This is a genomic window from Thauera sp. 2A1 (genome assembly GCF_009469595.2).
In the GTDB taxonomy this organism is placed as follows: domain Bacteria; phylum Pseudomonadota; class Gammaproteobacteria; order Burkholderiales; family Rhodocyclaceae; genus Thauera.
This window is the reverse complement of record NZ_SSXV01000034.1, coordinates 1-22,953: the sequence shown is the minus strand read 5'-3', so window position 1 is coordinate 22,953 and position 22,953 is coordinate 1. Positions and strand designations below refer to the sequence as shown.

The window sequence follows — 22,953 nt, the reverse complement described above, 5'->3', positions numbered from 1 at the left end:
TGCAAGGTGGCCGTCTCAGGCCAGCGGATAGGGCAGGTCGAGCAGGGTGAGCGGCGCGCCGTCGGGTGCGCCAAGGCGAATCTGGCCGGACTCCACGCTGCTGGTCTGCATCACGGCGAGGGCTTCGAATCCGCCACCGGGCGCGGGCGCGACATTGACCACTTTGCCGGCGGACTGCTCGCCGAATTCGGGAGCGAAGAGATCGGCCCCTGGCGATGGGCTGGCACCAGCCGGAATGGCCATGCGGTACATGCGCTTCTTCAGCTTGCCGAGGTATTGCGTGCGGGCGACGATCTCCTGGCCGGGGTAACAGCCTTTCTGGAAGCTCACGCCACCGATCAGCTCGTAGTTGAGCATCTGCGCGACGAATTCTTCCTGCGTCGCCGCGGTGATGAGCGGCAGTCCGGCGCGGATCATGGCGAGTTGCCAGGCTGCTGTTCCGACCTTGGTGGCGCCGCCGGCGACGAGGGTGTCGAACACGCGCGGCGCCGCCGCAGCCGGTGTCGCGACAAGGAAAAGGGCGTCTCCGATGCGGATGCAACGGCTGCCTTCGGCATCGGTCGTCAGCGTCATCGCGTCGGCGGGCACGGCGAGGCCGGCTGCCTTGAGCGCGGCCGGGGCACGGGTGCCTGCCACGCCGATCAGCGCGACGTCCGCGCTGGCGTCGGCCAGCTTCACCTTGCTGCGCAGCACATACATCGACAGCTTCTTCAGCACGGCCGGCAGGATGTCCGCGGACAACGCCAGCGCATGCCCTTCCGCCTCGCGCCACATCAGGAAGCTGGCGATCATGCGCCCCTTGGGCGAATTGAAGCTGTTCCAGGCGGCGGCATCGGCGCCGAGCTTCTGCACGTCGTTCGACACGAGGTTGTGCAGGAAGGCGGCGGAGTCCGGCCCCACGGAGCGGATCACGCCCAAGTGCAGCAGCGGCACGGCGATCGTGCCGTCAGCGGTAGCGCGGGTTTCGGTTTCAGTGTCGGCAAAGGAGAGAGCGGCGCCGTCGAGTCGGGCGCCCTGTTGGGCAAGGTGGTCGGTCCAGGCAGTCATGATTTGTGGGTCGTGTTCTCTGGCAGGGAAGGATGAGACCGTTTGGTCTCGTCCTTGTTTCGCGTGGCGCGGCATTCACGGTGGAGAGGGCGCCGGCCGGCTTGCGCGATGCAGTATTATAGGTCCCCGCCGCCAGGCGACAGCCCTTGCCGCCACGTGTTTCACCCGCCGCCCCGCCTGGCTTCGCGGCCGCCCTGCAGACGAACTCGCATGAAACCCTTCCTTCGACGTGCCACGCCATTCCTGCTGATGCTGGTTGCGTTCGTTGTCGCGCTCACCAGCGTGGGGTTCTGGTTCGCCCATAAGCCGATCGAGCTGCGTGCGCCGGTGGTCGATTTCACTGTCCAGCGTGGCCTTGGGATGCGCCAGGCTGCCAACCACATCGCCGCTTCCGGAGTCGCCGTACAGCCTCGTCTCCTCACCTGGCTGGCGCAGATTTCGGGCCGGGCGAATCGCATCAAGGCCGGGAGTTACGAGGTGCACACGGGCGTGACGCCCTGGCAACTGATCCTGAAACTGTCGGATGGCGACGTTTCGCAAGGTGCCGTGCTGCTGGTCGAGGGCTGGAATTTCCGCCAGGTGCGCCAGGCGCTCGAAACCACGCCCGATCTGGTCGCCGATACCGCAGGGCTGTCGGACGCGGATATCCTGGGCCGGATCGGGGCCAGCGAGACGCATCCCGAAGGGCTGTTCTTCCCCGATACGTACCTCTTCGACAAACACTCCGGCGCGCTCGCGGTGCTCAAGCGTGCGTATGGATCGATGCAGAAGCGGCTGGCCGCCGCCTGGGCTGAGCGCGATCCGGCCTCGCCGCTGAAGAGCCCCTACGAGGCGCTCATCCTGGCCTCCATCGTCGAGAAGGAGACTGGGCGGGCGGACGACAGGGGGCTCGTCGCCTCGGTGTTCTCGAACCGGCTGCGTATCGGCATGCCGCTGCAGACCGACCCGTCGGTGATCTATGGCCTCGGCGCGGACTTCGACGGCAAGCTGCGGCGCAAGGATCTGGACACCGACCATCCGTGGAACACCTACACGCGCCCGGGCTTGCCGCCGACGCCGATCGCGATGCCCGGCCCCGACGCCCTGCGCGCAGCGGTGCGGCCGCAGCAGAGCGATTACCTGTATTTCGTCGCCCGCGGCGATGGCAGCAGCCAGTTCTCGCGCAGCCTCGACGACCACAATCGGGCAGTGGACCGCTTCATACGCAACGGGAGAGCGAATTGACGCACAGGGGCCCGGCCGCGCGCGGCCGCTTCATCACCTTCGAAGGCATCGATGGCGCCGGCAAGAGCAGCCAGATCGCCGCAGCGGTTGCGGCGCTGCGCGCGCGTGGCATTGAGGTCGAGCAGTCGCGTGAGCCGGGCGGCACGCCGCTGGGCGAGCGGCTGCGCGAGTTGCTGCTGCACGAGCCCATGCATCTCGAGACCGAGGCGATGCTGATGTTCGCCGCACGGCGCGAGCACCTCGCCGCCCGCATCCTGCCTGCGCTAGAGGCGGGACGCTGGGTGGTATGCGATCGTTTTTCCGATGCCACCTATGCCTACCAGGTGGGCGGACGCGGCCTCGCTCGCGACAAGTTCGACGCGCTGGAGGCCTGGGTGCATCCGGACTTCCAGCCCGACCTGACCCTGGTGTTCGACCTCTCGCCCGCGGTGGCTGCGGCGCGCATGTCGGCCAGTGGCGCGCATCCCGACCGTTTCGAGCGCGAGCAGCGCGATTTCTTCGAGCGTGTGCGCGATGCCTATCTGGAACGCGCGCGCACTGCCCCGCCACGCGTCTGCGTGATCGACGCGGACCGCCCGCCTGAGCGCATCCAGGCCGAGATCGAGCGTCTGCTGGCGGAGCGTTTCTTCGCATGATGCCACCGTGGCTGCAGCACACCTGGGTGCGCCTCGTCGATCTCGGCGAGCGCCTGCCACACGCGCTGCTCTTCGTCGGCCCGCCAGGGCTGGGAAAGCGTCTGCTGGCGGAGACGCTGGCGGCGCGGCTGCTGTGCGACTCGCCCGCCGCCGACGGCCAGTCTTGCGGGCACTGCGAGGCCTGCCGGTGGCGGCTGTCGGGCAACCATCCCGATCTGCATCTGGTGATTCCCGCCGCCGACGCCGAGGATGTGGAAGGTGCCGAGGGTGAGGGCGCGCGCGAATCCCCGTCCGGCAAGCCGAAATCGAGCCAGATCGTCATCGACCAGATCCGCGAGCTGCAGTCCGCGCTCAGCGTCACCGGGCACCACAGCGCGCGGCGGGTCGTGTTGATCGACCCCGCCGAGGCGATGAACGTGTTCACTGCCAATGCCCTCCTCAAGCTGCTCGAGGAGCCGCCTGCCGGCTGCGTGTTCGTGCTGGTATCCTCGGAACCACGACGTCTGCTGCCGACCATACGCAGCCGTTGCCAGCAATGGGCGTTCTCGCGCCCGGACGACGCCGCGCTTGCGCACTGGCGTTCTCAGGCGGGAAAGGAAGTGTCTGCGCTCCTTGGCGTGTGTGGTGGCATGCCGCTGGCGGCCGAACGCCTTGCTGCGGCCGGGGGTGCCAGCCTGCTGGCCCGTTTCGTGCGCGATCTCGGCCAGGTCAGCACCGCCAACGCGCTGCGTCTTGCGGCGCAATGGGAGTCCTGGCTGAAGGCGAAGGAGTCGGCTGCAGCGGGTTTCGGCCTGCCCCAACTCGTCGCCTGGATGCAGCGCTGGGTCAGCGATCTCGCGGCGCTTCGCCTCGGTGGCCGCGTCCGCTTCTTTCCGGCGCAGGAAGGCGTGCTGTCGGCGCTGGCGAGCCGTGCCAGCGTGGCAGCGGTGAGCAACTGCTACAATGATTTTGCCCAGATCGCCCGCGTGGCCCAGCACCCGCTGAATCTCCGCCTGTTCCTGGAGGACATGCTGCTGCGTTACGCGCGGGCCATAACCGGAGCGCGCGAATGAGCGACAAACCTCGGGGCCAGGTGGCGCGGCCCACGGTGCTGTCCCTGAACATCAGTTCCAAGTCCGCCCTCTACGCGGCGTACATGCCCTTCCTCACCAACGGCGGCATCTTCATCCCCACGCCCAAGTCTTACAACGTCGGCGATGAGGTCTTCATGCTGTTGCAGTTGATGGATGACCCGACGAAGCATCCGATCGCCGGGACGGTGGTCTGGATTACGCCGACGGGCGCGCAGGGTGGAAAGACCCAGGGAATCGGCGTGCATTTTTCCGGCGATGATTCAGGAAAGGTGCTGCGCGGCCGTATCGAGCAGATACTTGCAGGGCACCTGGGCACCAACCGACCGACTCACACCCTCTGAAAGCTGCGGATGTTCATCGACTCGCACTGCCACCTCGATTTCCCCGATCTCGTCGCCCGTGAGGACGAGATTCTCGCCACGATGGCGGCCAACCGTGTCGCCCATGCGCTGTGCATCAGCGTCAGGATCGAAGATTTCCCGCGTGTCCGGGCACTTGCCGAGCGCCACGCCAACTTGTGGGCGACGGTCGGCGTGCATCCGGACAACGCCGACTGCCACGAGCCGGACGAAGCCGAACTCGTCCATCTCGCGGATCACCCGCGTGTGGTGGGGATCGGTGAAACGGGGCTGGACTACTACTGGAACAAGGACGAGCCGGAGTGGCAGCGCGCACGTTTTCGTACGCATATCCGTGCGGCACGCGCCTGCGGCAAGCCCCTGGTGGTGCATACGCGCAGTGCCGCGGCAGACACCCTGCGCCTGATGCGCGAGGAAAATGCGCACGAGGCGGGCGGCGTGATGCATTGCTTCACCGAGACCCGCGAGGTGGCCGAGGCCGCTCTCGAGATGGGCTTCTACATCTCCTTCTCGGGCATCGTCACCTTCCGCAACGCGAAGGAGCTGAAGGAGGTGGCCAGGTGCATCCCGCTCGAGCGCCTGCTGATCGAGACCGATGCCCCTTACCTTGCGCCGGTGCCGCACCGTGGCAAGACCAACGAGCCGGGTTGGGTCGTGCATGTGGCGGAGGAGCTGGCGCAGTTGCGCGACGAACCCCTTGAGCGCATCGAACAGGCAACCACCGAGAACTTCTTTCGACTTTTCCGCCATGCACAAATCTGACCGCTTCTCCCGTGCGGTGCTGCGTACCCTGCTGGTCGCGTCCGCCTGCATCCTGGTAGGCGTTGCACCGGCCCGCGCCGGCAGCTACGAGGACGCCCTGAGTTCGGCGAGACTGGGCGACACGTCGCAACTCGTCGGGCTGCTCGAACGTGGCATCGATCCCGACACTGTCGATGCCCAGGGAAACACCCTGTTGATCCTTGCCGCTCGCGAAGGGGAGCTGGCGACGGTCAATGCCCTGCTGAAACACCGGGCTGACCCCGGCAAGCGCAACCTCGCCGGGGATTCCGCGCTGATGCTCGCGGTGCTGGCCGGACACGACAAGGTTGTGGACAGGTTGATGAAGGCGGGCGCCCCTGTGAACCAGCAAGGCTGGGCGGCGCTGCACTACGCAGCGTTCGAGGGGCGGCTGGCGCTGGTTGAGAAGCTGCTCGCCGCGGGGGCCGACGTCAACGCGCTGGCGCCGAACAAGTCCACGCCGCTCATGATCGCGGCGCGCAACGGGCATATCGACGTCGTGCGCCGCTTGCTCAAGCTACCGAAGGTGGATCTCGATCTGGTCAATGATGCGGGGCTCACCGCGGATGACTGGGCGCTGCAGAATTCAAACACCGATATCGCGGATCTGATCCGCGCCGAGCGGCGGCGCCGCGGCGGGACGAACCCCTCGATCACGATCGAGATCGAATAGGGCCTGGGGGGCACATGCGCGGTTGTCTGTCTTGAATCGCTCGCGCTTGGCGGCTATTGTAAATATAAGCAAATGATAATAAGGTAGTCGCAAGCGGCTTGAGCGGCGGACCAGGCAGCCGGTTACCCAGCAGACGAAAATGACCGCCCCGGAGGAGATGGAGATGGCACACATCGTCGTAGTGGGGGCCGGCATCGGCGGCATGCCGGCAGCTTATGAGTTGCGCGCGAAACTAGGTTCCGGGCATCGTGTGACGCTCGTCAACGCGACGGATTATTTCCAGTTCGTGCCCTCCAATCCGTGGGTGGCGGTGGGCTGGCGCAAGCGCGAGGACGTCATCGTCCACGTTCGGCCTCACCTGGAAAGGAAAGGCATCGATTTCGTCGTGCAACGTGTCACGGCGCTGGAGCCGGAAAACAACCGCCTGCTGCTCGCCGACGGGAGCATGCTGGACTACGACTATCTGGTGCTGACGACCGGCCCGCGGCTGGCCTTCGAAGAGGTGCCTGGAGCGGGGCCGGATGGCGGTTACACACAGTCCATCTGCACCGTCGATCACGCGGAAAGGACGCTTGTCGCCTATGAGAAATTCCTCGCTGACCCGGGCGCGGTCGTCATCGGGGCGATGCCGGGTGCCAGCTGTTTCGGACCCGCCTACGAATTCGCCTTCATCGTCGACGCGGATCTGCGTCGCCGCAAGATCCGCAACAAGGTGCCGATCACTTTCGTGACCAGCGAGCCCTACATCGGGCACCTGGGGCTGGGCGGAGTGGGTGATTCCAAGTCCATGCTCGAAAGCGAGTTTCGCAATCGCGACATCAAGTGGATCACCAATGCGCGTACCACCCGCGTGGAGGCGGGCAAGCTGTTTACCACCGAGCTGGACGGCATGGGCAATCCGCTGCGCGAGCATGAGCTGGCGTTCCGCTTCTCGATGATGCTGCCCGCCTTCAAGGGCGTGGATGCGGTGGCTGCGGTGGAAGGCTTGGGAAATCCGCGCGGCTTCGTGCTGATCGACGAACATCAGCGCAGCAAGAAGTACCGCAACATCTTTTCCGCCGGAGTCTGTGTCGCGATTCCGCCGGTGGAGACCACTCCGGTGCCGACCGGTGCGCCCAAGACCGGCTACATGATCGAGACCATGGTGAGCGCCATCGTCGAGAACATCGTGGCCGACATCGAAGGCCGCGCCGCAACGGCCAAGGCCACGTGGAATGCAATCTGCCTGGCCGACATGGGCGATACCGGTGCCGCCTTCGTCGCCCTGCCGCAGATCCCGCCCCGCAACGTCAACTGGTTCAAGAAGGGCAAGTGGGTGCACATGGCGAAGATCGCCTTCGAGAAGTACTTCCTGCACAAGATGAAGACAGGCTCGACCGAGCCGGTGTACGAGAAGTATGTGCTCAAGGCGCTGGGCATCCTGCGCCTCGAAAACGACTGAATGCCGAACAGCTTCCGCGCTACAGTCTGGCAGCGCGGAAGGCAGACGGGCTTCAGTTCTCGACGTGGCGCAGCGAGAGATCCAGCGCCTTGATGTCCTTCGTGAGGCTGCCGATGGAAATGCGGTCCACGCCGGTTTCGGCGATCGCGCGCACTCGTTCCAGGTTCACGCCGCCGGAAGCCTCGAGTTCGGCTCGCCCGGCAGTCAGACTCACTGCTTCGCGCATCTGGTCGAGGTCCATGTTGTCCAGCAGGATCATCTTCACTCCGGCATGGAGCGCCTCCTGAAGCTGCTGGAGGTTTTCCACCTCGACCTCGATGAAGACGTTGGAGGGCGCGAAAGCGCGGGCCTCGCTGACCACCTGATGGATGCCGCCGGCAGCGATGATGTGGTTTTCCTTGATCAGGATGCCGTCGTAAAGGCCCACGCGGTGGTTGGTGCCACCGCCGACCTTGACCGCGTATTTTTGCGCCAGGCGCAGCCCGGGCAAGGTCTTGCGGGTGTCAACGATCTTTGCGCGCGTGCCGGCGACCGCATCGACGAAGCGCCGCGTGGTCGTTGCCGTGCCCGACAGCAACTGCAGGAAGTTCAATGCCGTGCGCTCTGCCGTGAGGAGCGTGCGGGCACCGGCGACGATGTCGCACAGCACCTGGTTCGGCTTGACCCGGTCTCCGTCCTTCACATGCCACACGACTGCCGCACTTGGGCTCAAGGCGGCAAAGGTGGCATCGAACCACGCCGTTCCGCAGATGACCGCTTCCTCACGTGTGATCACCCGCCCGCGGGCATCGGAGCCCGCAGGGATCAGCAGCGCGGTGAGGTCGCCGGTGCCGATGTCTTCCGCCAGCGAGGCGGCCACGTTACGCTGGATTTCGACGCGAAGCTGATCTGGAAGCATGGCGGTGAATCACTTTGAAGGGTGAGGAGCGCTGGATTCTAGCATCGGGCGCTCCCACCGGCGGGCTGCACGCCGCGCGCGTTTGCAGTGTTGCGCAGGGGCCGAATTCAACATTGACGCCGGCGCGTTACGCACGCCCTGGCGCTTGGGCTTCGTCGAGGAGGCCGATGCGTCAGCCCATGCTGACGGCCTCTTCCAGCCAGCCGTTGAAGACGCGGCGCGCGGCATCGATCACTTCGCCGGCGGTCAGTCCGATCGGCCCGATGCCCTCGCTCGCCAGCAGGTCGGCTGCCGCACCATGCAGGTGCACCGCGGCGATCACGGCTTGCTCGGTGGCCCAGCCCTGGGCGAGCAGGCTGGCGCAGAGGCCGGTGAGCACGTCACCCATGCCCGCGGTGGCCATCCCCGGGTGGCCGGTGCCGTTGATGTACCAGCGGCCATCCGGCGTGGCGATCACGCTGCCGCAGCCCTTGAGCACGATGCAGGCATTGAATCGCGCCGCCAGTTCGAGTGCCGCATTCAGGCGGTCTGCCTGCACCTCGGCGGTCTGGCGGGCAAGCAGTCTGGCGGCCTCGGCCGGGTGCGGCGTCAGCACGGTCGCAGCGGCTCGACGGGCAACGGAGCCGTGCAGGCTTGAATCGGCGGCGAGCAGGTTCAGGGCGTCGGCGTCGAGCACCAGCGCCGCTGCGCTGCTGATCGCAGCCGAAAGCTCGGCGCGTGCCGCGTCGCGCTGGCCGAGACCGGGGCCGAGCGCAAGGGCGCTGAGCTGACGCGGCAAGCTCGTGGCTGAGCGGAGCATGAGCTCTGGATGCACGATGTCCACGGTGGGCGCCTGCGGATCCATGAACCCCACATAGACGCGGCCCGCACCCAGGAAGAGCGCAGCGCGGCCGGCGAGCAGCGCCGCTCCCGCCATGCCACCGTCGCCGCCGAGAATGCCGACATCGCCGTATCGACCCTTGTGGGTGTTGCGCGGGCGGGGCAGCAGGCAGGACTCGAACAGGGCGGGGGTGACGCCGAACCCCCTTGGCTCCAGCCACGCAGGGCAGTCGATGTCGAGCGACTGCACCGAAATCTCGCCGCAATGGTCCGGCCCGTCGTTGGTCAGCAGCCCCGGTTTGAGGGCGATGAATGTCGTGGTGTGGGTGGCGCGAAAACATGGACCCGTCGGGCGACCGGTGTCTGCATCCAGTCCGCTGGGCACATCCAGGGCCATGCGCACGCCGCGTTGGGCGTTCAGCCCTTGGATCCATCCCGCATAACGGCCTTCGAGCCCGCGCTTCAGGCCGATGCCGAACAGAGCATCGACAACCAGCGCCCAGCCGCTCGCCGGCGGGTTCGGCAGCTCGGAGGTGGTGGTGCCGCCGGCATGGATGAAATCGGCGTGTGCCTTGCCCGCATCAGTGGGCAGTCTTGCCGGATCATCGGCAAAGGCGACCACCACCTCGCGACCGGCCTGCCGCAGTTGCCGTGCCATGACGAAACCGTCGCCGCCATTGTTGCCCGGACCACAGGCAAACAGGATCGGACCAGGGCGATCCATGGTCAGCCTTACCGCGTCCTCGGCCGTTGCTCGTCCGGCACGCTCCATGAGTGGCGGCCTGGCGGACGGGATCAGCTTTTGCTCGATTTCCCTGATGCCGGCAACGGGATAGATGGGTGGGGCGGGCAGGAACATTGGGGCTCTCCGACGAGGGACACCCGATTCTAAGGCCGGATCGCGAGCAGCCCGCGTTTCCGGCCTCGGTTCCCGTACCCGGCTTTAGCCTCAGTTCTCGCGACCGTTGCGCCGTCGTTCGGCACGAACTTCGCTTGCCAGCTCGCGGCGGCCTGCCTCGTCGATCGTCTCCAGCCGCACGGTGAAGCCCCACAGCCGGGCGACGTGCTTCATGACCTCCTCGGTGCTGTCGCCCAGCGGCCGGCGCTGGTGCTGCTGGTGGCGCAAGGTCAGCGAGCGGTCGCCGCGCAGGTCGACGTTCCACACCTGGATGTTGGGTTCGCGGTTGCCCAGGTTGTATTGCTCGGACAGGATTTCACGCACCCGCTGGAAGCCGGATTCATCATGGATCGCGGAGACCTTGAGCTTGTCCTCGCGGTCGTCGTCGAGCACCGCGAACAGGCGGAAGTCGCGCATCACCCTGGGCGACAGGTACTGGGCGATGAAGCTCTCGTCCTTGAAGTTGCGCATCGCGAAGTCGAAAGTCTCGCGCCAGTCGCTGCCGGCGATCTCGGGGAACCAGCGGCGGTCTTCCTCGTCGGGGTCCTCGCAGATGCGGCGGATGTCGCGCCACATGGCGAAGCCCAGCGCGTAGGGGTTGATCCCGCTGTACCAGCGGCTGTTGTAGGGCGGCTGCGCCACCACGTTGGTGTGCGACTGCAGGAATTCGAGCATGAAGCTGTCGGCCAGCAAGCCCTCGTCGTACAGCGTATTGAGCAGGGTGTAGTGCCAGTAGGTGGCCCAGCCCTCGTTCATGACCTGGGTCTGGCGCTGCGGGAAGAAGTACTGCGCGATCTTGCGCACGATGCGCACCACCTCGCGCTGCCAGGGTTCGAGCAGCGGCGCGTTCTTCTCGATGAAGTAGAGCAGGTTTTCTTCCGGCTCGGCGGGGAAGCGCTGATGTTCCGGTCGGCTCTCCGGGCGTAGCTCATGGGCGGGGAGGGTGCGCCACAGGTCATTCACCTGGCTCTGCAGGTATTCCTCGCGCTCCTGCTGGCGCAGCTTCTCCTTGGCCAGCGACAGCCTGGGCGGGCGCTTGTAGCGGTCCACGCCGAGGTTCATCAGCGCATGGCAGGAGTCGAGCAGCAACTCCACTTCTTCCTCGCCGTAGCGCTCCTCGCACTCGGTGATGTAGTTCCGCGCGAAGAGGAGATAGTCGATGATGGCGTCGGCGTTGGTCCAGGTGCGGAACAGGTAGTTGCCCTTGAAGAAGCTGTTGTGGCCATAGGCCGCGTGGGCGATCACCAAGCCCTGCATGGTCAGCGTGTTCTCCTCCATCAGGTAGGCGATGCAGGGGTTGGAGTTGATGACGATCTCGTAGGCCAACCCCATCTGCCCGCGTTTGTAGCCCTTCTCGGTGGAGAGGAAGTGCTTGCCGAAGGACCAGTGGTGGTAATTGACCGGCATGCCCACCGAGGCGTAGGCGTCCATCATCTGCTCGGCGGTGATGATCTCGATCTGCACCGGGTAGGTGTCAAGGCCGTAGTCCTTCGCGACTCGGGCGATCTCGGTGTGGTAGCGGTCGATGCTCTCGAACGACCATTCCGATCCGGCGGGAAGAGGCTTGGGCTTGCGGGCAGCGGGTACGCGTTTCATGCGATCGTCTTCTTGAAGAGTTCGCGGAAAACCGGGTAGATGTCGGCCGGCGACTCGATGTGCTGCATGGCAAAGTTGTCACGTGCGCCGCTCAGCTTCTCGTATTCGCGCCACAGGTTCTGCGGATCGCCCGAGGTGATCTCGATGTAGGCGAAATACTGGCACCAGGGCAGGATGTCGTTGTCCAGCAGCTTGCGACAGATGGGTGAGTCGTTGTCCCAGTTATCGCCGTCCGAGGCCTGGGCGCCGTAGATGTTCCATTGCCCGTTGGCATAACGCTCGCGGATGATGTCGCGCATCAGCACCAGCGCGCTGGACACCACGGTGCCACCCGATTCGCGCGAGTGGAAGAACTCGTCCTCGTCAGTCTCCTTCGCCACCGTGTGGTGACGGATGAAGACGACGTCGATGTGCTCGTAGGTGCGCGTCAGGAAGAGGTGTAGCAGCATGAAGAAGCGCTTGGCGGTGGATTTGCGTTCTTCATCCATGGAGCCGGACACGTCCATCACGCAGAACATTACTGCCTGCGTGGTGGGGCGCGGCACCTTCACCCGGTTGTTGTAGCGCAGGTCGAAGCTATCGATGAAAGGAATCTTGTCAATCTTCGCGCGGAGCTTGCCCATCTCGTCGCGCAGCACGCGCGCCTCCTCGCTGTCCTCGCCATATCGGGCGACGACGTCTTCGAGTTCGCGCTGCAGCTCGCGCAGGCGCGCGTTATACGGCGAGCCGAGCGCCAGCCTGCGGCCCAGGGCGCCACGCATCGAGCGGACGATGTTGATGTTCGCCGGCACCCCGTCCGAGGTGAAGCCGGCGCGGTGGGTCTTGTAGTCGGTGACCCGCGCCAACTGGGTGCGGATCAGCCGCGGCAGCTCGAGGTCCTCGAAGAACAGGTCGAGAAACTCCTCGCGCGACAACTGGAACACGAATTCGTCCTCGTGCTCACCCTCGTTGCTGGCCTTGCCCTTGCCGCTGCCACCGCCCCCGCCGCCCAAAGGCCGATTGATCAGGTCGCCCGACGAAAACTGGTCGTTACCGCTGAAGACCTGCTCCCAGATGCCGCCCCGGCCCTGGTGCAGCGTGGGTTCGGACAGATCGCGAGCGGGGATGGACACTTCCTCGCCATTATCCAGATCGCGGATCGAGCGGCCGTGGATCGCCTCCGAAACTGCCTTGCGGATCTGCTGCTTGAAGCGGCGCATGAAGCGCTGGCGGTTGACCGTGCTCTTGCCTTTGCTGTCGAACCGTCGATCGATGATGCGGACCATACCTCCTCCTGAAGCAGACCCTGCCTGACTCGCGCCGACGCATTGTGGCGCGGGTCAGGCTGCGGCGACCGTCACGACGACTTGCGCACGCGCAGGTACCACTCGCACAGCAGGCGCACCTGCTTCTCGGTGTAGCCCTTCTCGATCATGCGATCGACGAAGTCCTGGTGCTTCTTCTGCTCGTCGGCACTGGCCTTGGCGTTGAAGCTGATCACCGGCAGCAGGTCCTCGGTGTTGGAGAACATCTTCTTCTCGATCACCGCGCGCAGCTTCTCGTAGGAGGTCCAGCTCGGGTTGCGGCCGTCGTGCTTGGCACGCGCGCGCAGCACGAAGTTCACCACCTCGTTGCGGAAGTCCTTCGGGTTGCTGATGCCCGCCGGCTTCTCGATCTTCTCCAGTTCCTCGTTCAGCGCCGCGCGGTCGAGGATCTCGCCGGTGTTCGGGTCGCGGAACTCCTGGTCCTGGATCCAGAAGTCGGCATAGGTCACGTAGCGGTCGAAGATGTTTTGCCCGTACTCGGAGTAGCTCTCGAGGTAGGCGGTCTGGATCTCCTTGCCGATGAACTCCGCGTAGCGCGGCGCCAGATACTCCTTGATGTACGCCATGTAGCGCGCTTCGCTGTCGGGCGGGTACTGTTCCTGCTCGATCTGCTGCTCGAGCACGTACATCAGGTGCACCGGGTTGGCGGCCACTTCGCGGTGGTCGAAGTTGAACACCTTGGACAGCACCTTGAAGGCGAAGCGGGTCGAGAGCCCGGTCATGCCCTCGTCGACGCCGGCGTAGTCGCGGTACTCCTGGTAGCTCTTGGCCTTCGGGTCGGTGTCCTTGAGGTTCTCGCCGTCATACACCCGCATCTTGGAGAAGATGCTGGAGTTCTCGGGCTCCTTCAGGCGCGACAGCACCGAGAACTGGGCCATCATCTTCAGCGTGTCCGGGGCGCACGGCGCCTCCGACAGCGAGCTGTGGACGAGCAACTTCTCGTAGATGCGGATCTCGTCGGACACGCGCAGGCAGTAGGGCACCTTGACCGTGTAGATGCGGTCGAGGAAGGCTTCGTTGTTCTTGTTGTTCTTGAACGCCACCCACTCGGATTCATTCGAGTGCGCCATCACGATGCCGTCGAACGGGATCGCGCCGAAGCCTTCGGTACCCTTGTAGTTGCCTTCCTGCGTGGCGGTCAGCAGCGGATGCAGCACCTTGATCGGTGCCTTGAACATCTCGACGAATTCCAGCAGGCCCCGGTTGGCCAGGCACAGGCCGCCGGAGTAGCTGTAGGCATCCGGGTCGTCCTGCGAGTACTGCTCGAGCTTGCGGATGTCGATCTTGCCCACCAGCGACGAGATGTCCTGGTTGTTCTCGTCGCCCGGTTCGGTCTTGGCCACGGCCGTCTGCTTGAGCACCGAGGGCGTGAGCTTCACCACGCGGAACTTGGTGATATCGCCGCCGAACTCGTTCAGGCGCTTGACCGCCCACGGGCTCATGATGGTGTTGAGATAACGCCGCGGAATGCCGTAGTCCTCTTCCAGAATGCGGCCGTCCTCATTGACGTCGAACAGTCCCAGCGGTGATTCGTTAACCGGCGAGTCCTTGATCGCGTAGAAGGGCACTTTCTCGATCAGGCTCTTGAGCTTCTCCGCGAGCGAGGACTTGCCGCCGCCGACCGGCCCGAGCAGGTAGAGGATCTGCTTCTTCTCTTCCAGGCCCTGCGCCGCATGGCGGAAGTAAGAGACGATGTGCTCGATCACCTCTTCCATGCCGTAGAAATCACGGAAGGCAGGGTAGATCTTGAGCACCTTGTTGGAGAAGATGCGCGACAGGCGCGGATCGAGCCGGGTGTCGACAAGCTCGGGCTCGCCGATCGCCATCAGCATGCGCTCGGCCGCCGTGGCATAGGCCGTGCGGTCGCTGCGGCACAATTCGAGATAGTCCTGCAGGGATATCTCTTCCTCCCGCGCAGCTTCGTAGCGGGCCTGGTAGGCGTTGAAGATGGTCATCGCAATGTCTCCTTGCTTTGGGGCCGTTTGGCGGCTCGAAGAGTTATGTGCCTGCGGTCGCGGAGGGAAGCGCGGCGCCGCCCGGTCTGCGTTGGTGCATGTGCCGAGTCTGACGCTGAGAGACTCTCCGTGCGCGCGAGTTCCATGCTGATTTGTGCTTTTTTGCATAGCCGGCAGCATGTTTTTCGCGGCGTCCGACGCTGGAGGGAACCATCGGACCCTGTGCTAGAATCCAAAGTTTCTTCAAACGCGTTCGCGGTGGCTTAGCGCTGAGCAGCCCTTGCTTTCAGCTTAGATCACGCCCTCGAGGACGGATTTTTTTACTTGTCAGGATCCAGGATCGACCTAATGCAGACCAACCAGGAAGCCAACAGCGCGCTGGAGCGCCGCATCGACATGTCCGTGGCGCTGGCGGACATCGAAAAGGAAGTGGATGCGCGCCTCAAGCGCATGGCTCGTACCGTCAAGATGGCCGGTTTCCGCCCGGGCAAGGTTCCGTTGAAGATCGTCGCCCAGACGCATGGTCCGCAGGCCCGTTCCGAAGCGATCGGCGCGGCGGTGGAGCGCGCTTTCGGCGAGCAGGTGCGCGAGCAGAACCTGCGTGTCGCGGGCTATCCGCGCATCGAACCCAAGGAGGCTTCGAGCGCTGACGTGCTGGAATTCAGCGCCGTGTTCGAGGTCTACCCCGACGTGGTGCCGGGCGACCTCGCCGGCCAGAAGGTGGAGCGTCCGGTGCTCGAAGTGACCGATGCCGAAGTTGACAAGACGATCGAAGTGCTGCGCAAGCAGCGCACCACCTTCGTTGCCGCCGACCGCGCTGCGGGCGAGGGCGATCGGGTGGCGATCGACTTCGCCGGGCGCAAGGATGGCGAACTGTTCGAGGGCGGATCGGGCCAGGACTTCCCCTTCGTGATCGGTGCCGGCTCCATGCTCAAGGATTTCGAGAACGCGGTGGTCGGTCTGAAGGCAGGCGAAAGCAAGACTTTCGACATGACCTTCCCGGACGATTACCACGCCCAGAACCTTGCGGGCCAGGCCGTTCAGTTCGAAGTTTCGGTGAAAGCGGTCGAGGCTCCGGTGCTGCCGGAAGTGAACAGCGACTTTGCCAAGGCGCTCGGCGTCGCCGACGGTGACGTGGCAAAGCTGCGCGAGGAAGTCAAGACCAACCTCGAGCGGGAGGTCAAGCGTCGCATCCAGGCAAAGGTCAAGGAGCAGGTCATGGAAGCCCTGCTGGCGGCCACGCCGATCGAAGTGCCCAAGGCGCTGGTGCAGGCCGAGTCGAACCAGCTCGCCGACAACGCCCGGCGCGACCTCGAGATGCGCGGTCTCAAGAGCAAGGACATCCCGGTCGAGGCGTCGTGGTTTGCCGACCAGGCGGAGCGCCGCGTCAAGCTGGGCCTGATCATGGCCGAGCTCGTCAAGGCCAATGAACTGCATGCCAGGCCGGAGCAGGTGCGTGCACTGATCGAAGAAATGGCCCAGAGTTACGAAGACCCGGCCGAACTGGTACGCTGGTATTACGCGCAGCCGGACCGCCTGGCTCAGGCCGAGTCGGTTGTGATCGAGGACAACGTGGTCGCCTGGGTGTGCGAGAAGGCCGACACGAGCGACAAGTCGATCGCGTTTGACGAACTGATGGGTAACGCGGCCTGATGCCGCAAAGGGTCTGACGAATGATGCAAGGAACACCACAGCACAACAGCGACTGGAACCCGGTCGGTCTCGGCCTGGTACCGATGGTGGTCGAACAGAGCGGTCGTGGCGAACGCGCCTACGACATCTATTCGCGCCTTCTGAAGGAGCGGGTGGTGTTCCTCGTCGGCCCCGTCAATGACGTGACGGCCAATCTGATCGTCGCCCAGTTGCTGTTCCTGGAGTCGGAGAATCCGGACAAGGACATCTATTTCTACATCAATTCTCCGGGCGGTTCGGTCACGGCCGGCATGGCGATCTACGACACCATGCAGTTCATCAAGCCGCACGTGAGTACGCTGTGCATCGGCCAGGCTGCGAGCATGGGTGCCTTCCTGTTGGCGGCGGGGGAGAAGGGCAAGCGTTATTGCCTGCCCAACTCGCGCGTGATGATCCATCAGCCGCTGGGCGGGTTCCAGGGCCAGGCGTCGGACATCGAGATCCATGCCCGCGAGATCCTGTACCTGCGGGAGCGCCTCAACAGCATGCTGGCCAAGCACACCGGCCAGACCATCGAACAGATCGAGAAAGACACCGACCGCGACAACTTCATGTCCGCCGCGGCAGCCGTCGAATACGGGCTGATCGACAAGGTGCTGACCAGCCGCGCCGACGCCTGATCCGGGAGAACAGACCATGTCGGACAAGAAAGGCAGCGCCGAGAAGCTGCTCTACTGCTCCTTCTGCGGCAAGAGCCAGCACGAAGTCCGCAAACTGATTGCCGGTCCGTCCGTATTCATTTGTGATGAATGCATCGAGCTGTGCAACGACATCATCCGCGACGAGATCGGTGCCGGCACGGATATCGAAGGAGTCAGGGGCGACCTGCCCACGCCGCGCGAGATCTGCGAGACGCTCGACGAGTACGTGATCGGGCAATCCCTCGCCAAGCGCAGCTTGTCGGTAGCGGTGTACAACCATTACAAGCGCCTGCGGCACCTGTCGGGCAAGCAGGACGATGTCGAGCTGGCCAAGAGCAACATCCTGCTGATCGGCCCCACCGGCTCCGGCAAGACCTTGCTCGCGCAGACCCTTGCGCGGCTGCTCAACGTCCCGTTCGTGATGGCCGATGCCACGACCTTGACCGAGGCCGGCTACGTCGGCGAGGACGTCGAGAACATCATCCAGAAGTTGCTGCAAAAGTGCGACTACGACGTCGACAAGGCGCAGCAGGGCATCGTTTACATCGATGAGATCGACAAGATCTCGCGCAAGGCAGACAACCCTTCCATCACCCGTGACGTCTCGGGCGAAGGCGTGCAGCAGGCGCTGCTCAAGCTGATCGAGGGTACGGTCGCGTCCATTCCTCCTCAGGGCGGGCGCAAGCATCCCAACCAGGATTTCATTCAGGTCGACACCACCAATGTGCTGTTCATCTGCGGCGGTGCCTTCGACGGCCTGGAGAAGATCATCCGCAACCGGACGGAGAAGGTCGGTATCGGCTTCGGCGCAGAAGTGAAGAGCCGCGATGGCGGCAGCCTGACGGAGACTTTCCGCCAGGTCGAGCCGGAGGACCTGATCAAGTTCGGCCTCATTCCCGAGCTGATCGGCCGGCTTCCGGTCGTGGCGACGCTGCAGGAACTGGACGAGGACGCCCTGATCCAGATCCTCGTGGAGCCCAAGAACGCGCTGGTCAAGCAGTATCAGAAGCTGTTCTCCATGGAAGGCGTCGAACTCGAGATCCGGCCTGCGGCCTTGCACGCGGTCGCTCGCAAGGCGATCAAGCGCAAGACGGGCGCTCGCGGGTTGCGCTCCATCCTCGAGGCCGCCCTGCTCGACATCATGTACGACCTGCCGACGCTCGAAGGCGTATCCAAGGTGGTGGTGGACGAGAGCACCATTCAGGATTCATCCAAGCCCTTGCTCATCTACGCCGAGCAGCAGAAGGTTTCGGGCTCCAACTGATGCCCCCGCGGCCGGATTTCATCCGGTCGCCACCCGCCGCTTGAATTTCCAGGTCGCGCCCACATATGGGTGTGACCTTTCTGATAGGGAAAATGAAAATGTCGGGTCCCGCTGACCTCCCCAACGAACAACTGGAACTGCCGCTGCTGCCGCTGCGCGACGTAGTGGTGTTTCCGCACATGGTCATCCCCTTGTTCGTCGGGCGGCCGAAATCGATCAAGGCGCTGGAGAGTGCGATGGAAGCGGGCAAGGGCATCCTGCTCGTCGCGCAAAAATCCGCCTCCAAGGACGAACCTTCGGTCGAGGATCTCTATTCGATTGGATGCGTGGCCAACATCCTGCAGATGCTGAAGTTGCCGGACGGCACGATCAAGGTGCTCGTCGAGGGTGTGCAGCGTGCGCGCCTCGACTCGGTCGAGGATCTGCGACAGCTTTTCGTCGCGAAGGTCACTCCCATCTCCGTGCCCGAACCGGGCAACAACGAGGTCGAGGCGATGCGCCGGGCGATCATCGCCCAGTTCGACCAGTACGTTAAGCTGAACAAGAAGATCCCGCCGGAAATCCTCACGTCGCTCGCCGGGATCGAGGAAGCGGGCCGCCTCGCCGACACGATCGCGGCGCATCTTCCGCTCAAGCTCGAGCAGAAACAGGAAGTGCTCGAGATCTTCAACACCGGCGATCGTCTCGACCGGCTCCTCAACCAGCTTGAGGCTGAGCTCGACATCCTCCAGGTCGAGAAGCGCATCCGCGGCCGCGTGAAGCGGCAGATGGAGAAGAGCCAGCGCGAGTATTACCTCAACGAACAGGTGAAGGCCATCCAGAAGGAGCTCGGCGAAGGCGAGGACGGCGCCGATCTCGACGAGATGGACAAGAAGATCAAGTCCGCCGGGATGCCCAAGGAGGCGCTCGCCAAGGCCGAGGCCGAGTTCAAGAAGCTGCGCCTGATGTCGCCGATGTCCGCGGAAGCGACGGTCGTGCGCAATTACATCGACACGCTGATCGGCCTGCCGTGGAAGAAGAAGTCGCGTGTCAGCAAGGACCTGGCTGAAGCTGAGAAGATCCTCGACAAGGATCATTACGGCCTCGAGCGCGTGAAGGAGCGCATCCTCGAGTATCTCGCGGTGCAGCAACGCGTCGACAAGGTCAAGGCGCCCATCCTGTGCCTGGTCGGTCCTCCTGGCGTGGGTAAGACTTCGCTTGGCCAGTCCATCGCGAAGGCCACCAACCGCAAGTTCATTCGCATGGCGCTGGGCGGCGTGCGTGACGAGGCCGAGATCCGCGGTCACCGACGCACCTACATCGGTTCGATGCCGGGCAAGATCCTGCAGAACATGAACAAGGTCGGGGTGAAGAACCCGCTCTTCCTGCTCGATGAGGTGGACAAGCTCGGCATGGATTTCCGCGGCGATCCGTCCTCGGCGTTGCTGGAGGTGCTCGACCCCGAGCAGAACCACACCTTCCAGGATCATTACGTCGAGGTCGATTTCGACCTCTCGGACGTGATGTTCGTCGCCACGGCGAACACGCTGAACATCCCGGCCGCGCTGCTCGACCGCATGGAAGTGATCCGCCTTTCCGGTTACACGGAAGACGAGAAGGTCAACATTTCGACGCGCTACCTGCTGCCCAAGCAGATGAAGAACAACGGCCTCAAGCGCGACGAGTTGTCGGTGACCGACGAGGCATTGCGCGACGTGGTGCGTTACTACACGCGGGAGGCGGGCGTACGCGGAATGGAGCGCGAGATCTCGAAGATCTGCCGCAAGGTCGTCAAGCAGCTCGTGCTGCGCAAGCGCTCGAGCAAGATCGTCGTCAATGCAAAGAACCTCGACAAGTTCCTCGGTGTGCGCAAGTACAGCTTCGGCATGGCCGAGAAGCAGAACCAGATCGGTCAGGTCACCGGCCTTGCGTGGACCGAGGTGGGCGGTGAACTGCTGACGGTGGAAGCCGTTCAGTTGCCGGGCAAGGGCAAGGTGATGACGACCGGCAAGCTCGGCGAAGTCATGCAGGAATCCATCCAGGCCGCTTTGTCCGTCGTGCGCAAGCGTGCCCGTTCGCTCGGGATCGCGGAAGACTTCCACCAGAAGAGCGATATCCACATTCACCTGCCGGAGGGAGCGATCCCGAAGGACGGGCCGTCCGCGGGTATCGCGATCTCGACCGCCCTGGTTTCGGTGCTGGCGGGTATTCCCGTACGCTGTGACGTTGCCATGACCGGCGAGATCACCCTGCGAGGTGAAGTGCTGGCCATCGGCGGGCTCAAGGAGAAGCTGCTGGCTGCGGTACGCGGCGGCATCCGCACTGCGCTGATTCCGGAAGACAACGTGAAGGATCTTGCGGAAATCCCCGACAACATCAAGAACGTGATCGAGATCATCCCGGTGAAGTGGATTGACCAGGTGCTTGAGCGAGCCCTCGAGCGCAGGCCGGAACCGCTTCCCGACACCCCTCCTGCGGCGGCGGAAGCGGTGGTGTCCAGGGCTGACGAAACCGGGTCCGCAACGTCGTTGAACCTGCGGGCGCATTGATCGGGCGGTGCCGACCAGGCAAGAGGCCGACCAACAGGGGCGTGACATGCTCTGCATGCCACGCCCCTGTTGCATTTCACCTGCTTGACACGGCGATTTTTCGCGCGCTATAAATCCGATGCAGTTTGCAAGACCGCTCGAGTTTCCGTGAAAGTCACGCCGATGGCGGTTCGTTCCGAATCGGTGACGTTGTGCAATTAGATCGCAGTACTCATCGAGGGAGCCGCTTCATGAACAAGTCTGAACTGATCGATGCAATTGCCGCTCATGCGGATATCTCAAAGGCGGCTGCCGGTCGTGCGCTCGATGGCGCACTCGAGGCGGTCCGGGGGGCGCTGGAGAAGGGGGACTCGGTGACGCTCGTCGGTTTCGGCACCTTCCATGTGGGTGAGCGTGCTGCGCGCACGGGTCGGAATCCGCGGACGGGCAAGAACATCAAGATCAAGGCAGCCAAGGTGCCGAAGTTCAGGCCTGGAAAAGGTCTCAAGGATGCGCTAAACTAACGCGCTTCGCCGGGCGGGCATTCTTTCGTTGCCCCTAAGCGCGAGGGGTGCTTAGCTCAGTCGGTAGAGCGCTAGCCTTACAAGCTGGATGTCGGCGGTTCGATCCCGTCAGCACCCACCAGTTTCCCGAAGCCCGGCCAATGTCCGGGCTTTTGCTTTCCGCGTCCTGCATGGGCGCGCTCCAGCGGGTGCAAGGCCCGCTGCAAGTTGACCACAGCCGACGAAATAAGCGCACTTGCGCGATGGCGCGCGCCGACGTTCATGAACGCGTCGCGCGGCACGAGCAAGCCGACCACCCCATATTGGGGCGAAGAACGCTTGCGCGATTGCTGCAACGCGGCAAAATTCGAGGCTTGGCCTGTTCGTGCCGGACACCCGCGCTCGATCCACTTTATCGGGAAATCCACCATGAAGGTGTTCACGAATCCTGAGCAGTTTGCCGCCAATAACAAAGCGAGCATGGAAGCGCTGCTGACGGTTACCGATCGTTTTTTCACCATGGTTGGCCGGCTCATGGACGTGAATTCGAGCTTTGTCAGTGGCCTGATGCAAGAGGGTATCGCAAGGACGACGGTGCTTGTGAGCTCACGCGAGCCGCAAGCTTTGCTGTTCTTCCCGGCGGAGTGGGTCGAGCCCCTGATGCAGAAGTCGGCAAACTATGCTCACGACGTTTCCTCGATCCTCGCCGACCAGCAGCAGGGCCTTGCCGCGCTTGTCGATGCACGCATCGGGGCGCTGAGGCTGACGCTTGCGCAGGAACTCGATCACGCGACAAGGACCGCACCAGGCGGGTCCGAGGCGCTGCTCGAAGGCATGAAATCGGCGCTTGCGGCGGGCTATGCGGCGTATGACCAGATGCGCACGGCTTCAAGCGAACTGGCCGGCATTGGCAGGACGCACTTGATCGGTTTGAGCGAAGAGGTCGTCCATCCGGTGAGCCAAGAAGGTGAGCAGTCAGCGCTGAAGGGCTCCGACACTGCTCCCAGATAGGGTCCTGCAAGGCCTGAAGGTGAGCATGAATTGTGTTTCCGTGCTTGACGACCGGAAACCCGGCTCCTAAAATGCGGCCTCTTCTTTCGGGGGCGGTTAGCTCAGCGGTAGAGCACTGCCTTCACACGGCAGGGGTCACTGGTTCGATCCCAGTACCGCCCACCACCGTCCTTGCGGTGAAGTCCCCGGAAAGTTCCGACCGCGACATGCGTCCCTGCTTGTCGCAGGATCGGGCGGTTAGCTCAGCGGTAGAGCACTGCCTTCACACGGCAGGGGTCACTGGTTCGATCCCAGTACCGCCCACCACATTCCGGCAAAAGGCCGACTCGATGACGGGTCGGCCTTTCTGTTTGTGCGCCCGGCAGGGCGCACTCACTTGGAGGTGAAAGTCCTCTACTCGCCCGGCAAGGGGAAGAGTTAGCTGAACGGCAAGGGTGTCGCGGGTAACTGCGAATCTGGAGGAAGCCGAAGGCAAAGCGCTGGCCTGACGAACAGGAAGCGGATACGAGGCGGCACAGCGGGGTAAGGCGGCGAATATCGTCAAAGCCCGAAACTTGCACGGAGCGCTGTGACGTATATCCGACAGGCATAAGCGTGAAGGTGGGTGCGTCATACCCGGGGAGATCCTCACGG

19 protein-coding genes and 3 tRNA genes are annotated in these 22,953 nt (G+C 64.0%); 16 read left to right on the top strand and 6 right to left on the bottom strand.

From position 1 onward, the window contains the following. Positions 1-15: 15 nt before the first annotated feature. Positions 16-1,047 (bottom strand): folate-binding protein YgfZ, encoded by a 1,032-nt coding sequence (locus GH664_RS21105; protein ID WP_153170090.1) that lies wholly within the window; start codon positions 1,045-1,047, stop codon positions 16-18. Between the two features lie 249 nt (positions 1,048-1,296). On the opposite strand from GH664_RS21105, the gene mltG reads away from it, so the two are divergent. From mltG to GH664_RS21070, 7 genes are all read left to right on the top strand, one after another. Further along, positions 1,297-2,271: an endolytic transglycosylase MltG gene (mltG, locus tag GH664_RS21100; RefSeq protein ID WP_228111655.1), complete on the top strand. Its 975-nt coding sequence runs from the start codon at positions 1,297-1,299 to the stop codon at positions 2,269-2,271. Then, positions 2,268-2,906, top strand: a complete 639-nt coding sequence (gene tmk, locus GH664_RS21095) for a dTMP kinase (RefSeq protein WP_153170088.1) — start codon at positions 2,268-2,270, stop codon at positions 2,904-2,906. Before mltG ends, tmk begins: the two co-directional genes overlap by 4 nt. After that, a complete protein-coding gene (gene holB, locus GH664_RS21090) occupies positions 2,903-3,958 on the top strand; it encodes a DNA polymerase III subunit delta' (protein ID WP_153170087.1) in 1,056 nt (351 codons plus the stop codon). Before tmk ends, holB begins: the two co-directional genes overlap by 4 nt. Beyond that, a complete protein-coding gene (locus GH664_RS21085; RefSeq protein WP_153170086.1) occupies positions 3,955-4,320 on the top strand; it encodes a PilZ domain-containing protein in 366 nt (121 codons plus the stop codon). The genes holB and GH664_RS21085 overlap by 4 nt, the downstream gene beginning before the upstream one ends. A 9-nt stretch (positions 4,321-4,329) precedes the next feature. Beyond that, positions 4,330-5,100, top strand: a complete 771-nt coding sequence (locus tag GH664_RS21080; RefSeq protein WP_153170085.1) for a TatD family hydrolase — start codon at positions 4,330-4,332, stop codon at positions 5,098-5,100. Further along, the gene (locus tag GH664_RS21075) at positions 5,087-5,791 is read left to right on the top strand and encodes an ankyrin repeat domain-containing protein (RefSeq protein WP_153170110.1); all 705 of its coding nucleotides are present in this window, start codon (positions 5,087-5,089) and stop codon (positions 5,789-5,791) included. The genes GH664_RS21080 and GH664_RS21075 overlap by 14 nt, the downstream gene beginning before the upstream one ends. A 139-nt stretch (positions 5,792-5,930) precedes the next feature. Further along, positions 5,931-7,232 carry an NAD(P)/FAD-dependent oxidoreductase gene (locus GH664_RS21070; protein WP_228111653.1) on the top strand — a complete coding sequence of 434 codons (1,302 nt, stop codon included), beginning with the start codon at positions 5,931-5,933 and terminating at the stop codon, positions 7,230-7,232. A gap of 52 nt (positions 7,233-7,284) precedes the next feature. Here the strand turns inward: GH664_RS21070 and nadC are convergent, their stop codons facing one another. The 5 genes from nadC to GH664_RS21045 all read right to left on the bottom strand — a co-directional run bounded on the left by nadC (position 7,285) and on the right by GH664_RS21045 (position 14,702). Then, positions 7,285-8,130, bottom strand: a complete 846-nt coding sequence (nadC, locus tag GH664_RS21065) for a carboxylating nicotinate-nucleotide diphosphorylase (protein ID WP_153170084.1) — start codon at positions 8,128-8,130, stop codon at positions 7,285-7,287. A 172-nt stretch (positions 8,131-8,302) separates the two neighbouring features. Continuing rightward, positions 8,303-9,808 carry an NAD(P)H-hydrate dehydratase gene (locus GH664_RS21060; protein ID WP_153170083.1) on the bottom strand — a complete coding sequence of 502 codons (1,506 nt, stop codon included), beginning with the start codon at positions 9,806-9,808 and terminating at the stop codon, positions 8,303-8,305. Positions 9,809-9,898: 90 nt separating this feature from the next. Next, positions 9,899-11,443 carry a SpoVR family protein gene (locus GH664_RS21055; protein WP_153170082.1) on the bottom strand — a complete coding sequence of 515 codons (1,545 nt, stop codon included), beginning with the start codon at positions 11,441-11,443 and terminating at the stop codon, positions 9,899-9,901. Then, positions 11,440-12,708 carry a YeaH/YhbH family protein gene (locus tag GH664_RS21050; RefSeq protein ID WP_153170081.1) on the bottom strand — a complete coding sequence of 423 codons (1,269 nt, stop codon included), beginning with the start codon at positions 12,706-12,708 and terminating at the stop codon, positions 11,440-11,442. The genes GH664_RS21055 and GH664_RS21050 overlap by 4 nt, the downstream gene beginning before the upstream one ends. A gap of 71 nt (positions 12,709-12,779) precedes the next feature. Next, positions 12,780-14,702, bottom strand: a complete 1,923-nt coding sequence (locus GH664_RS21045) for a PrkA family serine protein kinase (protein ID WP_153170080.1) — start codon at positions 14,700-14,702, stop codon at positions 12,780-12,782. Between the two features lie 348 nt (positions 14,703-15,050). Between GH664_RS21045 and tig the strand changes: the two genes are divergently transcribed. The 9 genes from tig to GH664_RS21000 all read left to right on the top strand — a co-directional run bounded on the left by tig (position 15,051) and on the right by GH664_RS21000 (position 22,626). After that, positions 15,051-16,355, top strand: a complete 1,305-nt coding sequence (gene tig, locus GH664_RS21040) for a trigger factor (RefSeq protein ID WP_153170079.1) — start codon at positions 15,051-15,053, stop codon at positions 16,353-16,355. A gap of 20 nt (positions 16,356-16,375) precedes the next feature. Continuing rightward, positions 16,376-17,014: an ATP-dependent Clp endopeptidase proteolytic subunit ClpP gene (gene clpP / locus GH664_RS21035; protein ID WP_153170078.1), complete on the top strand. Its 639-nt coding sequence runs from the start codon at positions 16,376-16,378 to the stop codon at positions 17,012-17,014. 16 nt (positions 17,015-17,030) lie between these two features. Continuing rightward, a complete protein-coding gene (clpX, locus tag GH664_RS21030) occupies positions 17,031-18,299 on the top strand; it encodes an ATP-dependent Clp protease ATP-binding subunit ClpX (protein ID WP_153170077.1) in 1,269 nt (422 codons plus the stop codon). A gap of 98 nt (positions 18,300-18,397) precedes the next feature. Continuing rightward, on the top strand, positions 18,398-20,827 hold the full coding sequence (lon, locus tag GH664_RS21025; RefSeq protein WP_153170076.1) for an endopeptidase La: 2,430 nt from the start codon (positions 18,398-18,400) through the stop codon (positions 20,825-20,827). 230 nt (positions 20,828-21,057) lie between these two features. After that, a complete protein-coding gene (locus GH664_RS21020) occupies positions 21,058-21,330 on the top strand; it encodes an HU family DNA-binding protein (protein WP_153170075.1) in 273 nt (90 codons plus the stop codon). Positions 21,331-21,375: 45 nt separating this feature from the next. Further along, positions 21,376-21,451, top strand: a tRNA-Val gene (locus GH664_RS21015). A gap of 140 nt (positions 21,452-21,591) precedes the next feature. Further along, positions 21,592-22,320 (top strand): phasin family protein, encoded by a 729-nt coding sequence (locus tag GH664_RS21010; RefSeq protein ID WP_153170074.1) that lies wholly within the window; start codon positions 21,592-21,594, stop codon positions 22,318-22,320. 90 nt (positions 22,321-22,410) lie between these two features. Continuing rightward, positions 22,411-22,485 (top strand) — tRNA-Val (locus GH664_RS21005). A gap of 66 nt (positions 22,486-22,551) precedes the next feature. Further along, positions 22,552-22,626 (top strand) — tRNA-Val (locus GH664_RS21000). Positions 22,627-22,953: the final 327 nt, after the last annotated feature.